The sequence below is a fragment of the Arthrobacter castelli DSM 16402 genome (genome assembly GCF_000430705.1).
GTDB classification, from domain to species: domain Bacteria; phylum Actinomycetota; class Actinomycetes; order Actinomycetales; family Micrococcaceae; genus Arthrobacter_C; species Arthrobacter_C castelli.
In genome coordinates this window covers 1-13,688 of the sequence record NZ_AUMN01000024.1, presented here as the reverse complement: position 1 = coordinate 13,688, position 13,688 = coordinate 1, and the positions used below count along the sequence as shown (strand labels likewise).

The window sequence follows — 13,688 nt, the reverse complement described above, 5'->3', positions numbered from 1 at the left end:
CAGGTCGCGTGATTCTGTTCAGGTCGCGTGATGCCGCGAGGGCCGAACGCGTCCCTTTAGAGTGTAATTGATACCTTTCGAACTCATCGCGAAGGGCATGGCATTGTCGTGGAGCAAAGGACAACTGTGAAGATTTCAGTGATAGGCTGTGGCTTCCTTGGCGCCGTTTACGCCGCAGGCATGGCCTCGTTGGGCCATGACGTCGTCGGTATCGACATCGACGAACAGAAACTGGAGCGGCTCAAGGCCGGCCACTCCCCCTTCTTTGAGCCGGGCCTCGACGAGTTGCTGCTGGAGGCGCAGAACCGCGGCAGCCTGCGCTTCAGCTCCGATTTCGCCGACACCGCGTCGTCGACCATGCACTTTCTCTGCGTCGGTACCCCCCAACTGGATGGCAGCCTCGCGGCCGATGTGTCATACGTCGATGCCGCGGTGCGGTCGCTGGTGCCCTACCTCGAAGCGTCGGATGTCATAGTGGGAAAGTCCACAGTCCCGGTGGGCACGGCAGCGCGGCTGTCACCGCTGGTGCTCGACGCCGGTGCCGAGTTGATCTGGAATCCCGAATTCCTGCGTGAAGGCCATGCTGTCAAGGACACCCTCCATCCTGACCGGCTGATTTACGGGGTGCGTGACGAAACGGATGCCGCGGCAGCCATCGCCGCCCTGGACGAGGCATACGCGCCCATGCTGGACGAGGGAACCGTGCGGATGATCATGAATTACCAAACCGCGGAGCTGGTCAAAAACAGCGCCAATTCATTCCTGGCCACCAAGATTTCGTTCATTAACGCCATGGCGGAACTGTGCGATGCCGCAGGAGCCGACGTCACCGAACTGGCCGAAGCGCTGGGACTGGATGAGAGGATCGGACGGAAATTCCTCAACGCCGGTCTCGGGTTCGGCGGTGGCTGCCTGCCCAAGGACATCCGTGCGTTGCAGGCGCAGGCGGAAGAACTCGGGGTCGACTCCGCCGTCAATTTCCTCAATGATATTGATCACATCAACCAAAGCCAGCGGAGCCGCCTGGTGGAACTGACCCGACGGATCTGCGGCCCGCTGGAAGGGATGCGGTTGGTGGTGCTCGGTGCAGCGTTTAAACCCGACAGTGACGATGTACGTGATTCACCGGCACTGGACGTGGCCCAACAGCTCCAGGACGCGGGAGCAGACGTGGTGGTGTGTGATCCGCACGCCACGGGTAACGCAAAACTGCGCTTCCCAGATCTGGCGTACACCCCGGAGCTGGCCGAGGCGGTGGCCGGCGCGGATGCGTTGCTGCTGCTGACTGAGTGGAAGCAATTCCGACAGCTCGATCCGTATCAGCTCAGCTCTCAGGTGGCCCGGACGGTGATGATCGATGGCCGCAATGTGCTCGATCCCACCAAGTGGCGCAACGCCGGATGGACATTCGGCGCGCTCGGCCGGCCCTGATGCCTGCCACCTTTCAGCAGCGGCTGCCTCCGGCGGTCCGCCGGAGCATGCGGCGGCCCCGAACCCTGCTGCTGGTCTTCGTCGCTGTGCACCTGGGGTTCCTGATGTTCCTGCTGCCGCTGATTGTCCAAGGGGATGTGCTCAGCGACGTCGCCTTTTACCGCTGGTGGGCTTTCAACGGCCTGCACAACGGCAACTGGGTCGGTCTGGATAAGGACTGGGTATATCCCATTGCCGCGCTGCTGCCGATGCTGGCCTCGATGGCTGCCGGTTACGATCTCTACCAATTGACGTGGTGGCTGATCTTCACCCTGCTCAACGCCGCGGCGGTGCTGCTGTTGACCCGTGGCGGGCGCCGGGTCCAAGGCTTTCCCGCCGCGTACTGGTGGCTGGCCGCCACATCCGTGCTGGCGCCGGTCGCCGTCGGACGCATCGACGGTCTCACCGGTCCGATGGTGGTCGCCGGCCTGATGCTGTTTGCTGCCCGCCCCGTCATTGCCTCCGCTGTACTGGCACTGGCCACATGGATCAAGGTGTGGCCGGCCGCCGTCATCGGCGTGCTGCTGGTGGCCGGCCGGAAGCGGCTGACGCTGCTGCTGACCGGTTTCGCGGTATCGGTGCTGATTGCCGCCGCCGTAGCCGCGGCAGGCGGATTGTCCCATTTGCTGAGTTTCATCGGCGCGCAGGCAGACCGGGGAATGCAGCTTGAAGCCCCATTCACTACTCCGGGGTTGTGGCAGGCGGTACTGGGACTGGATGACGCCCGGGTCTTCCACCACCGGGACATCAATACATTGGAAATCCGGGGTGCATGGGGCCCCGTGATGGCCAACCTGATGACCCCGCTGCTGATCCTCGCCGCACTGTGCATCGCCGGGCTGCTGGTGTGGGCGATGCGCAATGGCGCTGCACGTACACCGCTGATCCTGGCCGGATCGCTGGCTATGGTGAGCGCGTTCGTGGTGTTCAATAAGGTTGGCTCGCCGCAGTTCCAAGTGTGGCTGATCGCCGTCGTCGCCGTCGGGCTGGCCCACGACCGGCACGGCTGGCGGGTGCCCGGGCTGCTGATGCTTGTTATCGCGGCGTTGACCACGCTGGTGTATCCGATTTTCTACGGGGAGCTGTACACCCTGAACCCATGGGTTGCCCTCTTGCTGACCGGCCGGAATGTCCTGCTGTTTGTGCTGCTCGGATGGGCCGTGAAGGCCGTTGTCCGGCTGGGCCGCCGGCAGCGGCTAGATCTGCGGCGTTGACTGCGGGTCTTCAAGTTTGCGCAGGAACAGCGCCTTCGTCTTCGGGTCGATGAACACCAGGTACAGGCCGAACCCGACGGCCACCACGGCCGCCACGCAGCGTGCCACCAGCAGGTTCAGGTCGATGAACCAGGTGATATCGAGCTGGTCGGAGACCGAATAGATCATGAAGAACGAGACCAGGAAGTACAGGGTCTTGACCTGCCAGTCGGTGCGGATGCCGGTCACCGCGAACAACGGGATCAGCCACACCACGTACCACGATTGGATCATCGGCGATAGCAGCACCAGCGCGCCAAGAGCGATCGCCAGCCGCCGGATGATGCGCTGGTAGCTTCCCTTGAGCGCCAGCAGCACGATGATGACTCCGGCTGCGGCCAGCCCCAGCAGGTGCACGACATTGCCGAAGACCCAGCCGTTGAGCCCGAAGGCGCTGAACAACGTGGCCACAATCCATCCGGCAATCCCCACCGGTGCGTACCAGATCCACAGCGTGACGGGGGTGCTCATGGCGCCAACCCAGCCGAATCCGTAGCCGTTCAATGCCCCCAGCAGCGCCAGCACCGCGAAGGAGGCACAGGCGGTCAGCGCCCAGTAGAGGCTTTTCCGCCCCCAGCCGGCTCTCCTGCCCGCCCACAGCAGGCCGATAAAAGGAAGGAAGATGATTGTCACGGGCTTGACGGCGATCGACAGGGAGACCAGCAGGATCCCCAGCACTGGCCGCCTGACCGCAGTGTGGTACAGACCTGCCAGGGCCAGGCCCAGCATCAGCGCATCGTTGTGCACCGCCGCGATGAAGTTGATGAGGAACAACGGGTTGGCCGCGCTCAGCCACAGCGCCCGGTGCGGGTTGATGCCGTGCAGCCTGGCGAGTTTTGGTACGTACACAATGCACAGCGCCACTCCGGCGAGTGCGACAAGCCGGAACAGCAGGATGGACAGCATCTGCTGGCCGCCGGACAGCCAGGCGACCCATTCCTCGACCCACAGGAACAAGGGCCCATAAGGCGTCGGGCTTTGGGCCCAGAGCTTGTCGGCGCCGGTGGAGAACCAGTTGGACACCTGGGAGTAGCCCTCTTCGTAGGGGTTGAGTCCGTTGAGCACCATCTGGCCCTGCACCATGTACGCGTACACATCGCGGCTGAACAGTGGAATGGCGAGCATCATCGGTGCACCCCAGGCCGCCACGGCCGTCAGTGTGGCCCTGCGCGCCTGCCGGCCCCAGACACGTACTTGCTGTCCCAGCCGGAGCCAGGAGCGCACCAGCAACATGGCGCCGGCTGCGAGTAGCACGACGCAGAGCACGACCCCAAACGGATTGAGCCGCAGAAATATGAACAATGGCCAGCGTGAAAGATCGGATACGGCCGGGAGCCACCCGACGCCGAGGGAGCCGGCCAGCATCATGACCGAGCCGACGGTTCCGGACACGATGGCACGTTTCGGGTTGTCCACTTCCGGACCGGAGCCCCGTGCAGGGGGCTCTGTGGACGGAACCGGACCGGTCATCTCTGGAAGGATTTCCTATCTTCGAAGCAACATCGGCATCGTGCCGCAAGTCTAGCGCACGCACGCGGCGCTGCAGCGGGGGCCGCGAGTCTGCGGGGGCTTGCGGGTGCTGCGGTTGCTTCGGGTGCTGCCGGCATGACGGCACGGTACATTGGTCAGGTGCCTATATCTAACGAACACATCGTATGGATCGACTGTGAGATGACCGGTCTGGACCCGCTCGCCGACGCGCTGATCGAGGTGGCCGTGCTCGTCACAGACTCCGAATTGAACATCCTTGGGGACGGAGTCGACGTCGTCATCAGGCCGGAACCAGGGGCCCTGGACCGGATGGGCGACTTTGTCCGGCATATGCACACCGAGTCCAAGCTGCTCGACGAGTTGCCGCACGGCATCACCATGGCCGAGGCCGAACAACAGGTGCTGGAATACATCACCGCCTGGGTGCCGACGCCCAATAAGGCTCAGCTGGCCGGAAATTCGGTGGGCATGGACCGGATGTTCCTGGCCCGCGACATGCCTGCCGTCATCGATCACCTGCATTACCGGATCATCGACGTGTCAACCATCAAGGAATTGTCCCGGCGCTGGTTCCAAAGGGCGTATTTCCAGTCTCCGGCGAAGACAGGCAACCATCGCGCCCTGGGCGATATCAAGGATTCGATCAACGAATTGAAGTACTACCGGGAGTCGGTATTCGTGCCCGCCCCCGGCCCGGACAGCGACAAAGCCAAGCGAATCGCTGCCCGGTTTGTGTCCAGGGCCGAAGCAGAATAAAGTCGTAGGGTCACATGGTGGGTATAGCTCAGTTGGCAGAGCGCCTGGTTGTGGTCCAGGAGGTCGCGGGTTCAAGCCCCGTTACTCACCCCATTGAAAATGCGAGGCCAAACGGTTTCTGCAGGCCGCACCGGATCCGTCCGGGGCGGCCTTTCGCATGAGGTTACCCACTGATTTTGCGCCGCAACCGGCGGAGAGGCAGCAGCAACGATGGAACGCACTCGGTACGAAATCATGCCTGAAGTCGTTGGAGGACAGTTCGCCGCCACGAAGGACACGACGAAATGACGGTACGTCCCATTGTCATCACCGGCGAACCGGTGCTGCACCGGCGTGCGGCGGAGGTCACCAGCTTCGACAGCGACCTGGCCCGGCTTGTCGATGACATGTTCGAGACTATGGATGCCGCGAACGGGGTCGGACTGGCAGCGCCGCAGATAGGCGTAGGACTGCGGATATTCGTCTATAACATGGGCAACGACGACGGCGTCCCCGATCGCGGAGTGCTGGTCAACCCCAGGATCACCACCACGAAGGTTCCCGGGACCGCACCGGACCCTGAGGAGGACTCCGAGGGCTGCCTGTCGGTGCCCGGGGATTCCTTTCCGCTGCAGCGGGCAGCATGGACGCGCCTGACGGGTTTCGACGCCGACGGTGCAGCGGTCGAATTTGAAGCAACCGGATGGTTTGCCCGGTGCATGCAGCACGAATACGACCACCTGGATGGAAAACTCTACGTGGACCGCCTCAACGACCGCTATGCGCGAAAGGCGAAGCGGTCAGCCAAAGACCACGGCTGGGGCGTACCCGGGCACCATTGGATGCCGGGCGTGGATCCCGACCCGTTCGGCCACTAAGCCTGCTCAGGCAGCAGTTTCAGTACCACTGCCCGGGCTTCAGTACCACTGCCCGGAGAGCCGCTGTACGTCTTCCGCGGCGGTCTGGCGCAACCTGATCAGCTCATCGAGACGCGCATCGTCGATCTCACCGGCTTTGTGGGCTTCCTGGGCCTTTTTCAATTGCCGGTCCGCTTCCTTCAGGTTCGCTTCCGCCTGTCGGTATTCTGCAGATTCGTCCATGTCGGCATCATGGCACACAAAGACCGCCGGGCAAAGGATTTTATCGGGATGGGTTGGCCGGTACGCCGGGTTCTGTACGCCACCGCAGTTGCCCGCATGTGGCGTGGCGGCCATCCATCTACGAGCACCGTTACCGGTGCCCTCCAGCGGCCTACCCGGACGCTCGGGCGAGCAGCCCTCCAACACGTCCTGTCTGACCTTGCTCCGGGTGGGGTTTACCTAGCCGCCCCGGTTGCCCGGGGCGCTGGTGGTCTCTTACACCGCCGTTTCACCCTTACCGGTGGCATGCACCGGCGGTCTGATTTCTGTGGCACTTTCCTGCGGGTCACCCCGAGTGGGCGTTACCCACCACCCTGCTCTGCGGAGCCCGGACGTTCCTCGTTCACACGCGGCCGCCTGGCCAACCCATCCGCGTCCATCCTACCCGGCTGATGGCAAGGTGCGGACACCGGTAGGATCGACGGGTGCTGATTTTACTGCCGCCCTCCGAAGGTAAGACCCCCGCCGCCACGGGCGCCCCGTTTGCCCTGGACGAGCTCAGCTTCCCCGGGCTCAATCCGGCGCGCAAGGAGGTGCTGGCGGCCTTGGCCGGCGCCAGTTCGGCCGATGACGCGCTGGGCGTCCTCGGGGTTGGTGCTTCACTGCTCGACGAGGTGCGCCGCAATACCGCACTTGACGTGGAACCTGCAGCACCAGCGCACACCATCTACTCCGGTGTGCTGTACGACGCTCTGGGCTATCACCGCATGACACCGGTGCAGCAGCGCAGGGCTGATGCCGCCGTCGTCATTATCTCCGGCTTGTGGGGTGCCATTGGTTTCGCCGACCGGGTTCCCGCATACCGACTGTCGATGGGTGTTTCGCTGCCCGAAACCGGCCGGCTGTCCTCCTATTGGAAGCGGGAACTTTCCGAACCGTTATCCCGTCGTGCCGATGATGAACTGATCATCGACTGCCGTTCCAGCAGTTACTCTTCCGCCTGGGCCGCCCCGGCGCATCAGACGGCGGCTGTGAACGTCTTCCAGCAGCGCCATGGCCGTCGCACCGTGGTGTCGCACTTCGCGAAACACACCCGCGGTGAGCTGGCCCGGCACTTGCTGACGCGACGCGGCGCACCGCCGTCCACACCGCAGTCACTGCTCAAGGCGGCCCGCCGGCACTGGGACGCAGAACTCGTCGAGGCTTCCGGCCGTAAGCCGTACCAGCTCAATATTGTGCTGCACGGATAGCTCCGGCAGACGTTCACATCCCTGCACCCTTTCCTGCACGAACCGGCCACCCGGGCCCCCTTCACATCCGGCCGTATCTGGCGCGGATGATTCCGAAGATGCCGTGGCAGATGAATCCAATTCCGATCACGGCCAGCACATACTGGCCCGCCGGTTCATCCAGCAGCGCCTTCAAGCTGGCGTCCAGCCCGGTGGGACGGGCGGGATTGTGCTGGACGGCGGCAACGCCGAACAGCACACCGACCAGAATCAACGCAATACCCTTGGCCACATGGCCAAGAATTCCCAGCGCGTCGATGACCGTACCGCCCACGGAGTTGAAGAAACTCAACTCCGGGCGGAATTTACGCAGGATGCCTTTGACAATGAAGTAAACCCCGACGCCGGCGACCACCACACCGACGGCGCTGAGCAACACGGCTCCCATGGGATAAGACAGCACGATGGCGCTGAAATGGCGAGTGCCCGCCCGGGCATCTGAGCCCGGTCCCACCGCAAAGTTGGCGAAGGTCAACGCCAGGACAGCGTATACGACGCTCAGGGTTCCGGAGGTAAGTGCCTTGCTCAGCCGGTACCGCGCCGGTTGCCTCCGGCTGCGCACGGTCGCCTCGCTCAGCTGCCACAGGGAAAGTCCCATACAACCGATAAACCCGATCCAGACAGCCACTCGTCCGGGGGTGTCCTGGGCCAGCGTCTCAATGGCCCCGGCGGTGCTGGCCCTGCCGGTTCCGCCGAGGGCCAGCCTCACTGCCACGACGCCGATCAGCAGATGGAGTATGGCGGTGATGGCGTAGCCCAGCCGCGCGACGGCGTCCAGGGTGCGGGTATTCGCCACTTCTTCCGCGGCGTTCGCCACCGGTTCCAGGTCGTCCTGGATCCGGCCGGCGCGGCGTTTCAGCTGCCCGGCTGTGGAGGCTCGGGGCTTACGAAGGTTCAATCGTGGCGACGAGTTCGACTTCGAAGCCGGCTTCATTTTCCAAGTACGCCGCGTAGTGGCCGCTGCCGCCGGCGTACGGGTGCAGGTCCTCGAACATCAGTGTCCAGCCGTAGGCCGGTGCGTCTGCGACCATCGCATCGACCGCCGACGGCGGTCCGGCCCAGAATGCCAGATGGTTCAGGCCCGGGCGCTTGCGCTCATGCCGTCCCGGGGTCACGTCGGGCCCGGATTCGAGCACGATGTATCCGACGGCGCCTTGCCAGCTCGCGCCCGACTCCCATTCGTTCTTCCGCTGGTAGTCGAGTTGCTCGAAGATCCATCCCAGCGACCGGCGGGCCTCGGCAAAGTCCTCCACCCACAATTCGATGTGGTGCACCCGGCCGGTCGGCGGTGCCGCGACGACAGGCTCCGACGGCGCCGCCGGCGCCGCCGGGGCCGCAGCCTGGGTTTCGGCGGGCGCCTCGGTTTCAACGAACAGTTCCGGATCCCGGTCCACGATGATGGGCATGGGCGATGTGGTGGGTTCAGGGCTCAGATCCGGCGGCGGGGACGGGACCCACTGCTCGCCGGCCTCTCCGGCGTCCATGGCCTCGTTTGAGAGCCGGTCGGCGTCCTGGTTCTCCTCGCGCGGAATCCACTCGTACGTCACCCGCTGCGGATCGACGATGCTGCGGGCCTTGGTCGCCAGCTTGCGCATGTCTTCGTGCTTGATCTTCCAACGCCCGGTCATCTGCTCCACGGCGAGTTTCGAATCCATCTTCACGTGGATTCGGGCATCGGGATCCTGGGCCAACGCCAGCTGCAGTCCGGCCACGAGACCGGAATATTCAGCAACATTGTTGGACACCACGCCCAAGTACTCGGCCGTTTCGGCCAGGATCCGCCCCGAGTCGGGGTCACGGACCAGCGCCCCGTAACCGGCATGGCCCGGGTTGCCTCGGGAGCCGCCGTCGGTCTCGACAACCAGCAGGTCTCCACTGTGGGCGTCCAAGGGTTCAGACTCATCGAAAAGTGTCACGGCTCTACAACCCCGATTCCGCTGTACGCACCAATATCCTGCCGCATTCCTCACAACGCACGACGTCGTCCTCGGCAGCCTTGGCGATGTCGGCCAGATCGCGGGGGTTCAGTTCCATCCGGCAGGCGCCGCAGCGGCGCTGGTGCAGCGCACCGGCCCCTACGCCGTTGTGATTGGCACGGATTTTGTCATAGCTGCCGACCAGCCCGGCGTCGATACCGTCGGCCGTTTCGGCACGCTGTTGCTCGACCGATTCCCGCTCAGTCTCGATGGCGGCGAGTTCCTCGTCGCGTTGCCGGAGCAGCTCATCGTGCTGCTGCGCCAGCGAGTCTGACGCTGCTGCCTCGCTGCCGCGGCGGACCGTCAACGCCTCCATCCGCTCCATCACTTCCAGCTCAACGTCCTCCAGGTCGGAGCGGCGCTTGGCCAGCGATTCCAGTTCGCTCTGCAAGGCTGTCAGGTCCTTGGAGGTGCCTGCTCCGCTGTCCAGCCGTTTCTGGTCCCGGTCGATACGATTGACCACCATTTCGACGTCGTTCTCCGCCCTCGTCAGCTCCCGCTGGGTGTCCTCGATAGCGGTGTCGGTCTCCACCAGCTGACGGCGTGATTGTGAGAGGCCCTTGTCCGCCTCGGCAATGTCCGGGTTGGCGTTGGCCGTGCGTGCCCGGTGGGAAAGCTGCGCGAGTTTGGTGTCCAGGGCTTGCAGATCCAGTAATTTCAATTGGTCCGCTGCTGCCGCTTTTGCCACTGAATTCCTCCAAACGTCACCCGGACGCCGTCGGCCCGGTCTGTAACAGGTTAGTGCAGGCGTCCTTCGAAAATCAGCCCGGACGCGATGGACCGACCGTGTGGAACCCTAACCTGCGCCGGGAGTGAGAACGAAATCCCAGGGATCGGTGTTGATGTTGCTGACGCGGATATCGACTTGGTGGCCCTGATCGGTCAGCACGTTATCCAGCGCCTCGGACGCCGGCGTCAACCACAACCATTCGCTACCGAAATGAGACACGTCAATCAGATACGGCCTGCCATTGGCCGCCGCCTCGCGCGCCTCGGATGCGGGATGGTGGCGCATATCGGCTGTCACGAACACGTCGGCCGAACAGCTACGGACTGCTTCGAACAGGGAATCGCCCGCTCCCCCGCAGACGGCCACCCGCTTCACAATGCCATCGTGGTCGCCTGCCACCCGCACGCCCCCGGCCACGGCCGGGAGAATGCTGAACACCTTCGCGGCGAAGTCGGACAGGCTGCTTACTTCGGCCAGCTCCCCGTACCGGCCGAGGCCTTCTTCATCCAATCCCGCCGGTGCCTGCTGCAGCGGCTGCACATCGGTCAGGCCGAGCGCGTCAGCGAGCACGTCGGACACGCCGCCAACGGAGCTGTCCCCATTGGTGTGGACGGTCAGCAGCCCGCATCCGCCCTCAATCAGCCGGTGGACCACGTCGCCCTTGAATGAAGTGGCCGCGACGGAGGTGACGGGGCGCAGCAGCAGCGGGTGATGGGTGATCAGCAGGTCCGCGCCCCACTGCAGGGCTTCGTCAACCACCGCCGACGTCGGGTCGACCGCCAGCAGGATCTTCTGCACCTGCCGTGACGGCCTGCCCGCCACCAGTCCGACGGCGTCCCACTGTTCGGCCAGCGTCGCCGGCCACAATTCTTCGGCTGCGGCCAGCACTTCGCCCACAGTGGGCCCGGCCACGCCGTCGCCGGCCACTGTGCCGTGACCGGCCACGGCGCCGGCTCGCGGCGAAGCGCCACCGCCGGGTCCGCCCGGGGGCGTTGCTGGTGTGTCCATACCCCAGTTTTACCTTAAATGAGCGCGCCGTACCCGGCTCGGGAATCTTCCGGGCCGCGCGTGCATTGTTAAGGGCATGCAGACTTATGTTCTCGGTGGTGGCTGTTTTTGGTGCCTCGATGCGATCTATCAAAAGACCCGCGGCGTGACCGCGGTGGTATCCGGCTATTCAGGCGGTGAAGACCCGGAACCGACATACGAGAGCGTATGTTCGGGCACAACGGGTCATGCCGAAGTCGTATCGGTGACATTCGACGAGTCAATCATCCCGGCCGACGTCATTCTGGACATGTTTTTCACCGCCCACGATCCCACCACCCTGAACCGCCAGGGTTACGACGTTGGTACGCAGTACCGCTCGGTGATGTTCTACGCCGATGACGAGCAGAAGCGGCTCTTCAAGGAGGCCATCGACCGGAACCAGGATGCGTGGGACGCACCGATTGTTACGGAATTGACTCCGCTGCCTCGTTTCCACGCCGCAGAAGAAATTCACAACGATTTCTATGGCAAGCGCCCGGAGGCGGGATATTGCCAGGTGATCATTAATCCGAAACTGGCCAAGGCCCGAAAACATTACAGAGAATGGCTGGTGGCTTAGCAGAGCGTTCTTTGCGGTCGGTAGGCTGGCAGCGGGCTAATTCACACTACTAAAGAGGCAGGCTTTGATGGCAAGGATTTACGACGACGTAACACAGGTGGTTGGCGGCACTCCTTTGGTGCGGCTCAACCGGTTGACCGAAGGGCTCGATGCCCGGGTTGCGGTGAAGCTGGAGTTCTACAACCCGGCCAATTCGGTGAAGGACCGGATCGGCGTGTCCATCGTGGACGCCGCCGAACGCGCAGGTGCCCTGAGGCCGGGCGGCACCATTGTTGAAGGCACCTCCGGCAACACCGGTATCGCCCTGGCCATGGTCGGCGCCGCCCGCGGCTACAAGGTCATCCTCACCATGCCCGAGACCATGTCGACCGAACGGCGCGTCATGCTGCGTGCCTACGGCGCTGAGATAGTCCTCACTCCCGGCTCCGAAGGAATGCGCGGCGCGGTGGATAAAGCCCAGGAAATCGTGGCCAACACCGATAACTCGATTTGGGCCAAGCAATTCGCCAACCAGGCCAACGTGGACGTGCACCGCAACACCACCGGCGAGGAAATCTGGGCCGACAGCGACGGCGAAATCGACGTGCTGGTCTCGGGCATCGGCACCGGCGGCACCATCACCGGCGCCGGCCAGCTGCTGAAGGAGCGCAAGCCGGAGGTGCAGATTGTCGCCGTCGAACCGCAGGATTCCGCCATCCTCAACGGTGGCGCCCCCGGCCCGCACAAGATCCAGGGACTTGGGGCGAACTTTGTTCCCGAAATCCTCGATACAGATGTCTACGATGAGGTGCTCGACGCCACCATTGATGACTCGGTCTCGATGGCCCGGGCATTGGGCACCCAGGAAGGTATCCTCGGCGGCATCTCCTCCGGAGCAGCCGTCTGGGCGGCCTTGGAGCTGGCGAAGCGCCCCGAAAACGCAGGCAAGTTGATTGTCGCCGTCGTGCCCGACTTCGGGGAGCGGTATATCTCCACCCTGCTATACGACGACATCCGCAGCTGATGGCTTCGACGCCCGGCACCGCGCCCACGAAAAGGAAGTCATGACATTCATTTCCCGGCTCCGGGACGATCTCGCCTCCGCACGCGCGCACGATCCAGCTTCCCGTGGCGACGTGGAGAACCTGTTGGCCTATTCGGGACTGCACGCCATCTGGGTGCACCGGCTGACCCACCGGATGTGGGCCAACCCGGGTCTGCAGCTTCCGGCACGGCTGATTTCGCAGGCGGCGCGGTGGATTACCGGCATTGAGATACATCCCGGTGCGGTCATTGGACGTGGCTTCTTTATCGACCACGGCATGGGGGTCGTTATCGGCGAAACCGCGGAAATCGGCGAAGACGTGATGCTCTACCAAGGCGTCACCTTGGGAGGCCGTTCCCTGGCGCGCGTCAAGCGCCATCCCACCCTCGGTGACCGGGTGGTGGTCGGCGCCGGCGCCAAGGTGCTGGGCCCGGTCGAGATCGGTGCGGACAGCGCGGTGGGAGCCAACGCCGTCGTCGTCAAGGACGCGCCGGCAGACTCGATCCTGACCGGCATCCCGGCCAAGGCCAGGCCGCGCGTATCGGAACATGAAAAGCAACCCCAGGTGGACCCGGCCGAGTACATTGACCCGGCCATGTACATCTAGGGTCCTGGGCGGCGCCCGCTTCAGCTCGCCGGGTCGTTGAGCCGGAAACCGACCTTGAGGGTTGCCTGGTAGTGCTGAATTGATCCGTTGTCGATGTGGCCGCGGAGCTGGATAACTTCGAACCAGTCCAGATTTTCCATGGTCTGGCCTGCACGTTCCACCCCATTAGCGATGGCCGCGTCCGACCCTTCGGTGGACGTTCCCACGATTTCGATGACGCGGTATGTGTTTGCACTCATTGCTGTCTCCTGAGATCGACGCCATTGCCTTGACACGTCTCAGGCTACTGTGCCGGCAGCGGAAAACAACAGGTCCCTTCCACGACGCCGGTTTATGTGTGGGTGATGGGTGGGGAGCCGGCTTTCTTCCACTGGCCGCCTGTGGCCGGTACCTGCCCGGCCGGGCTGGCGTAATAGAGCCGGTCG

General features: G+C 63.9%; 15 protein-coding genes, 1 tRNA gene and 1 other RNA gene. 9 read left to right on the top strand and 8 right to left on the bottom strand.

Features of this window, described 5'->3' with window-relative positions; genetic code table 11:
• Positions 1-126: 126 nt before the first annotated feature.
• Both H535_RS0118950 and H535_RS26670 read left to right on the top strand, forming a co-directional pair.
• Entirely contained in the window at positions 127-1,431 is a 1,305-nt protein-coding gene (locus tag H535_RS0118950; protein ID WP_026820787.1) for a UDP-glucose dehydrogenase family protein, read from the top strand.
• On the top strand, positions 1,431-2,684 hold the full coding sequence (locus H535_RS26670; protein ID WP_051299548.1) for a glycosyltransferase 87 family protein: 1,254 nt from the start codon (positions 1,431-1,433) through the stop codon (positions 2,682-2,684). Before H535_RS0118950 ends, H535_RS26670 begins: the two co-directional genes overlap by 1 nt.
• On the opposite strand, the gene mptB is transcribed toward H535_RS26670, so the two are convergent.
• Positions 2,667-4,193 (bottom strand): polyprenol phosphomannose-dependent alpha 1,6 mannosyltransferase MptB, encoded by a 1,527-nt coding sequence (gene mptB / locus H535_RS26665; RefSeq protein WP_035770192.1) that lies wholly within the window; start codon positions 4,191-4,193, stop codon positions 2,667-2,669. The genes H535_RS26670 and mptB overlap by 18 nt on opposite strands.
• Before the next feature lie 159 nt (positions 4,194-4,352).
• On the opposite strand from mptB, the gene orn reads away from it, so the two are divergent.
• From orn to def, 3 genes are all read left to right on the top strand, one after another.
• Positions 4,353-4,970 (top strand): oligoribonuclease, encoded by a 618-nt coding sequence (gene orn / locus H535_RS0118935; RefSeq protein ID WP_281171278.1) that lies wholly within the window; start codon positions 4,353-4,355, stop codon positions 4,968-4,970.
• A gap of 17 nt (positions 4,971-4,987) precedes the next feature.
• Positions 4,988-5,063 (top strand) — tRNA-His (locus tag H535_RS0118930).
• A gap of 191 nt (positions 5,064-5,254) precedes the next feature.
• Complete coding sequence (gene def / locus H535_RS0118925; protein ID WP_026820785.1) at positions 5,255-5,827, top strand: peptide deformylase; 573 nt, start codon at positions 5,255-5,257, stop codon at positions 5,825-5,827.
• Positions 5,828-5,866: 39 nt separating this feature from the next.
• On the opposite strand, the gene H535_RS29180 is transcribed toward def, so the two are convergent.
• Together H535_RS29180 and rnpB are read right to left on the bottom strand one after the other, a co-directional pair.
• Positions 5,867-6,049, bottom strand: a complete 183-nt coding sequence (locus H535_RS29180) for a hypothetical protein (protein WP_026820784.1) — start codon at positions 6,047-6,049, stop codon at positions 5,867-5,869.
• A 45-nt stretch (positions 6,050-6,094) separates the two neighbouring features.
• An RNA gene (rnpB, locus tag H535_RS28020) (RNase P RNA component class A) lies at positions 6,095-6,457 on the bottom strand.
• A 56-nt stretch (positions 6,458-6,513) separates the two neighbouring features.
• Between rnpB and H535_RS0118915 the strand changes: the two genes are divergently transcribed.
• Positions 6,514-7,278, top strand: coding sequence for a YaaA family protein (locus H535_RS0118915; protein ID WP_026820783.1), 765 nt, complete (start codon positions 6,514-6,516; stop codon positions 7,276-7,278).
• Between the two features lie 61 nt (positions 7,279-7,339).
• Here H535_RS0118915 and H535_RS0118910 read toward each other — a convergent pair whose 3' ends face one another.
• The 4 genes from H535_RS0118910 to H535_RS26655 all read right to left on the bottom strand — a co-directional run bounded on the left by H535_RS0118910 (position 7,340) and on the right by H535_RS26655 (position 11,031).
• Positions 7,340-8,251 (bottom strand): DUF1206 domain-containing protein, encoded by a 912-nt coding sequence (locus H535_RS0118910; RefSeq protein WP_081416816.1) that lies wholly within the window; start codon positions 8,249-8,251, stop codon positions 7,340-7,342.
• The gene (locus H535_RS0118905) at positions 8,202-9,233 is read right to left on the bottom strand and encodes a reverse transcriptase-like protein (protein ID WP_245580384.1); all 1,032 of its coding nucleotides are present in this window, start codon (positions 9,231-9,233) and stop codon (positions 8,202-8,204) included. Before H535_RS0118905 ends, H535_RS0118910 begins: the two co-directional genes overlap by 50 nt.
• Before the next feature lie 4 nt (positions 9,234-9,237).
• Positions 9,238-9,981, bottom strand: a complete 744-nt coding sequence (locus H535_RS0118900) for a zinc ribbon domain-containing protein (RefSeq protein WP_026820780.1) — start codon at positions 9,979-9,981, stop codon at positions 9,238-9,240.
• Positions 9,982-10,089: 108 nt separating this feature from the next.
• Positions 10,090-11,031 carry a Nif3-like dinuclear metal center hexameric protein gene (locus H535_RS26655; RefSeq protein WP_081416815.1) on the bottom strand — a complete coding sequence of 314 codons (942 nt, stop codon included), beginning with the start codon at positions 11,029-11,031 and terminating at the stop codon, positions 10,090-10,092.
• A 76-nt stretch (positions 11,032-11,107) separates the two neighbouring features.
• On the opposite strand from H535_RS26655, the gene msrA reads away from it, so the two are divergent.
• The 3 genes from msrA (at position 11,108) to epsC (ending at position 13,263) form a co-directional block, all read left to right on the top strand.
• A complete protein-coding gene (gene msrA, locus H535_RS0118890; protein WP_026820779.1) occupies positions 11,108-11,632 on the top strand; it encodes a peptide-methionine (S)-S-oxide reductase MsrA in 525 nt (174 codons plus the stop codon).
• A gap of 67 nt (positions 11,633-11,699) precedes the next feature.
• Positions 11,700-12,635 carry a cysteine synthase A gene (cysK, locus tag H535_RS0118885; protein WP_026820778.1) on the top strand — a complete coding sequence of 312 codons (936 nt, stop codon included), beginning with the start codon at positions 11,700-11,702 and terminating at the stop codon, positions 12,633-12,635.
• 40 nt (positions 12,636-12,675) lie between these two features.
• A complete protein-coding gene (epsC, locus tag H535_RS0118880; RefSeq protein WP_026820777.1) occupies positions 12,676-13,263 on the top strand; it encodes a serine O-acetyltransferase EpsC in 588 nt (195 codons plus the stop codon).
• 20 nt (positions 13,264-13,283) lie between these two features.
• Here epsC and H535_RS0118875 read toward each other — a convergent pair whose 3' ends face one another.
• On the bottom strand, positions 13,284-13,502 hold the full coding sequence (locus H535_RS0118875; protein WP_026820776.1) for a dodecin: 219 nt from the start codon (positions 13,500-13,502) through the stop codon (positions 13,284-13,286).
• Positions 13,503-13,688 lie beyond the last annotated feature (186 nt).

Coding starts and splice junctions, on each gene's coding strand:
- H535_RS26670 (WP_051299548.1), top strand. CDS start 1,431: ATGCCTGCCACCTTTCAGCAGCGGCTGCCTCCGGCGGTCCGCCGGAGC.
- mptB (WP_035770192.1), bottom strand. CDS start 4,193: ATGACCGGTCCGGTTCCGTCCACAGAGCCCCCTGCACGGGGCTCCGGT.
- def (WP_026820785.1), top strand. CDS start 5,255: ATGACGGTACGTCCCATTGTCATCACCGGCGAACCGGTGCTGCACCGG.
- H535_RS29180 (WP_026820784.1), bottom strand. CDS start 6,049: ATGGACGAATCTGCAGAATACCGACAGGCGGAAGCGAACCTGAAGGAA.
- H535_RS0118910 (WP_081416816.1), bottom strand. CDS start 8,251: ATGAAGCCGGCTTCGAAGTCGAACTCGTCGCCACGATTGAACCTTCGT.
- H535_RS26655 (WP_081416815.1), bottom strand. CDS start 11,031: ATGGACACACCAGCAACGCCCCCGGGCGGACCCGGCGGTGGCGCTTCG.
- msrA (WP_026820779.1), top strand. CDS start 11,108: ATGCAGACTTATGTTCTCGGTGGTGGCTGTTTTTGGTGCCTCGATGCG.
- cysK (WP_026820778.1), top strand. CDS start 11,700: ATGGCAAGGATTTACGACGACGTAACACAGGTGGTTGGCGGCACTCCT.
- epsC (WP_026820777.1), top strand. CDS start 12,676: ATGACATTCATTTCCCGGCTCCGGGACGATCTCGCCTCCGCACGCGCG.
- H535_RS0118875 (WP_026820776.1), bottom strand. CDS start 13,502: ATGAGTGCAAACACATACCGCGTCATCGAAATCGTGGGAACGTCCACC.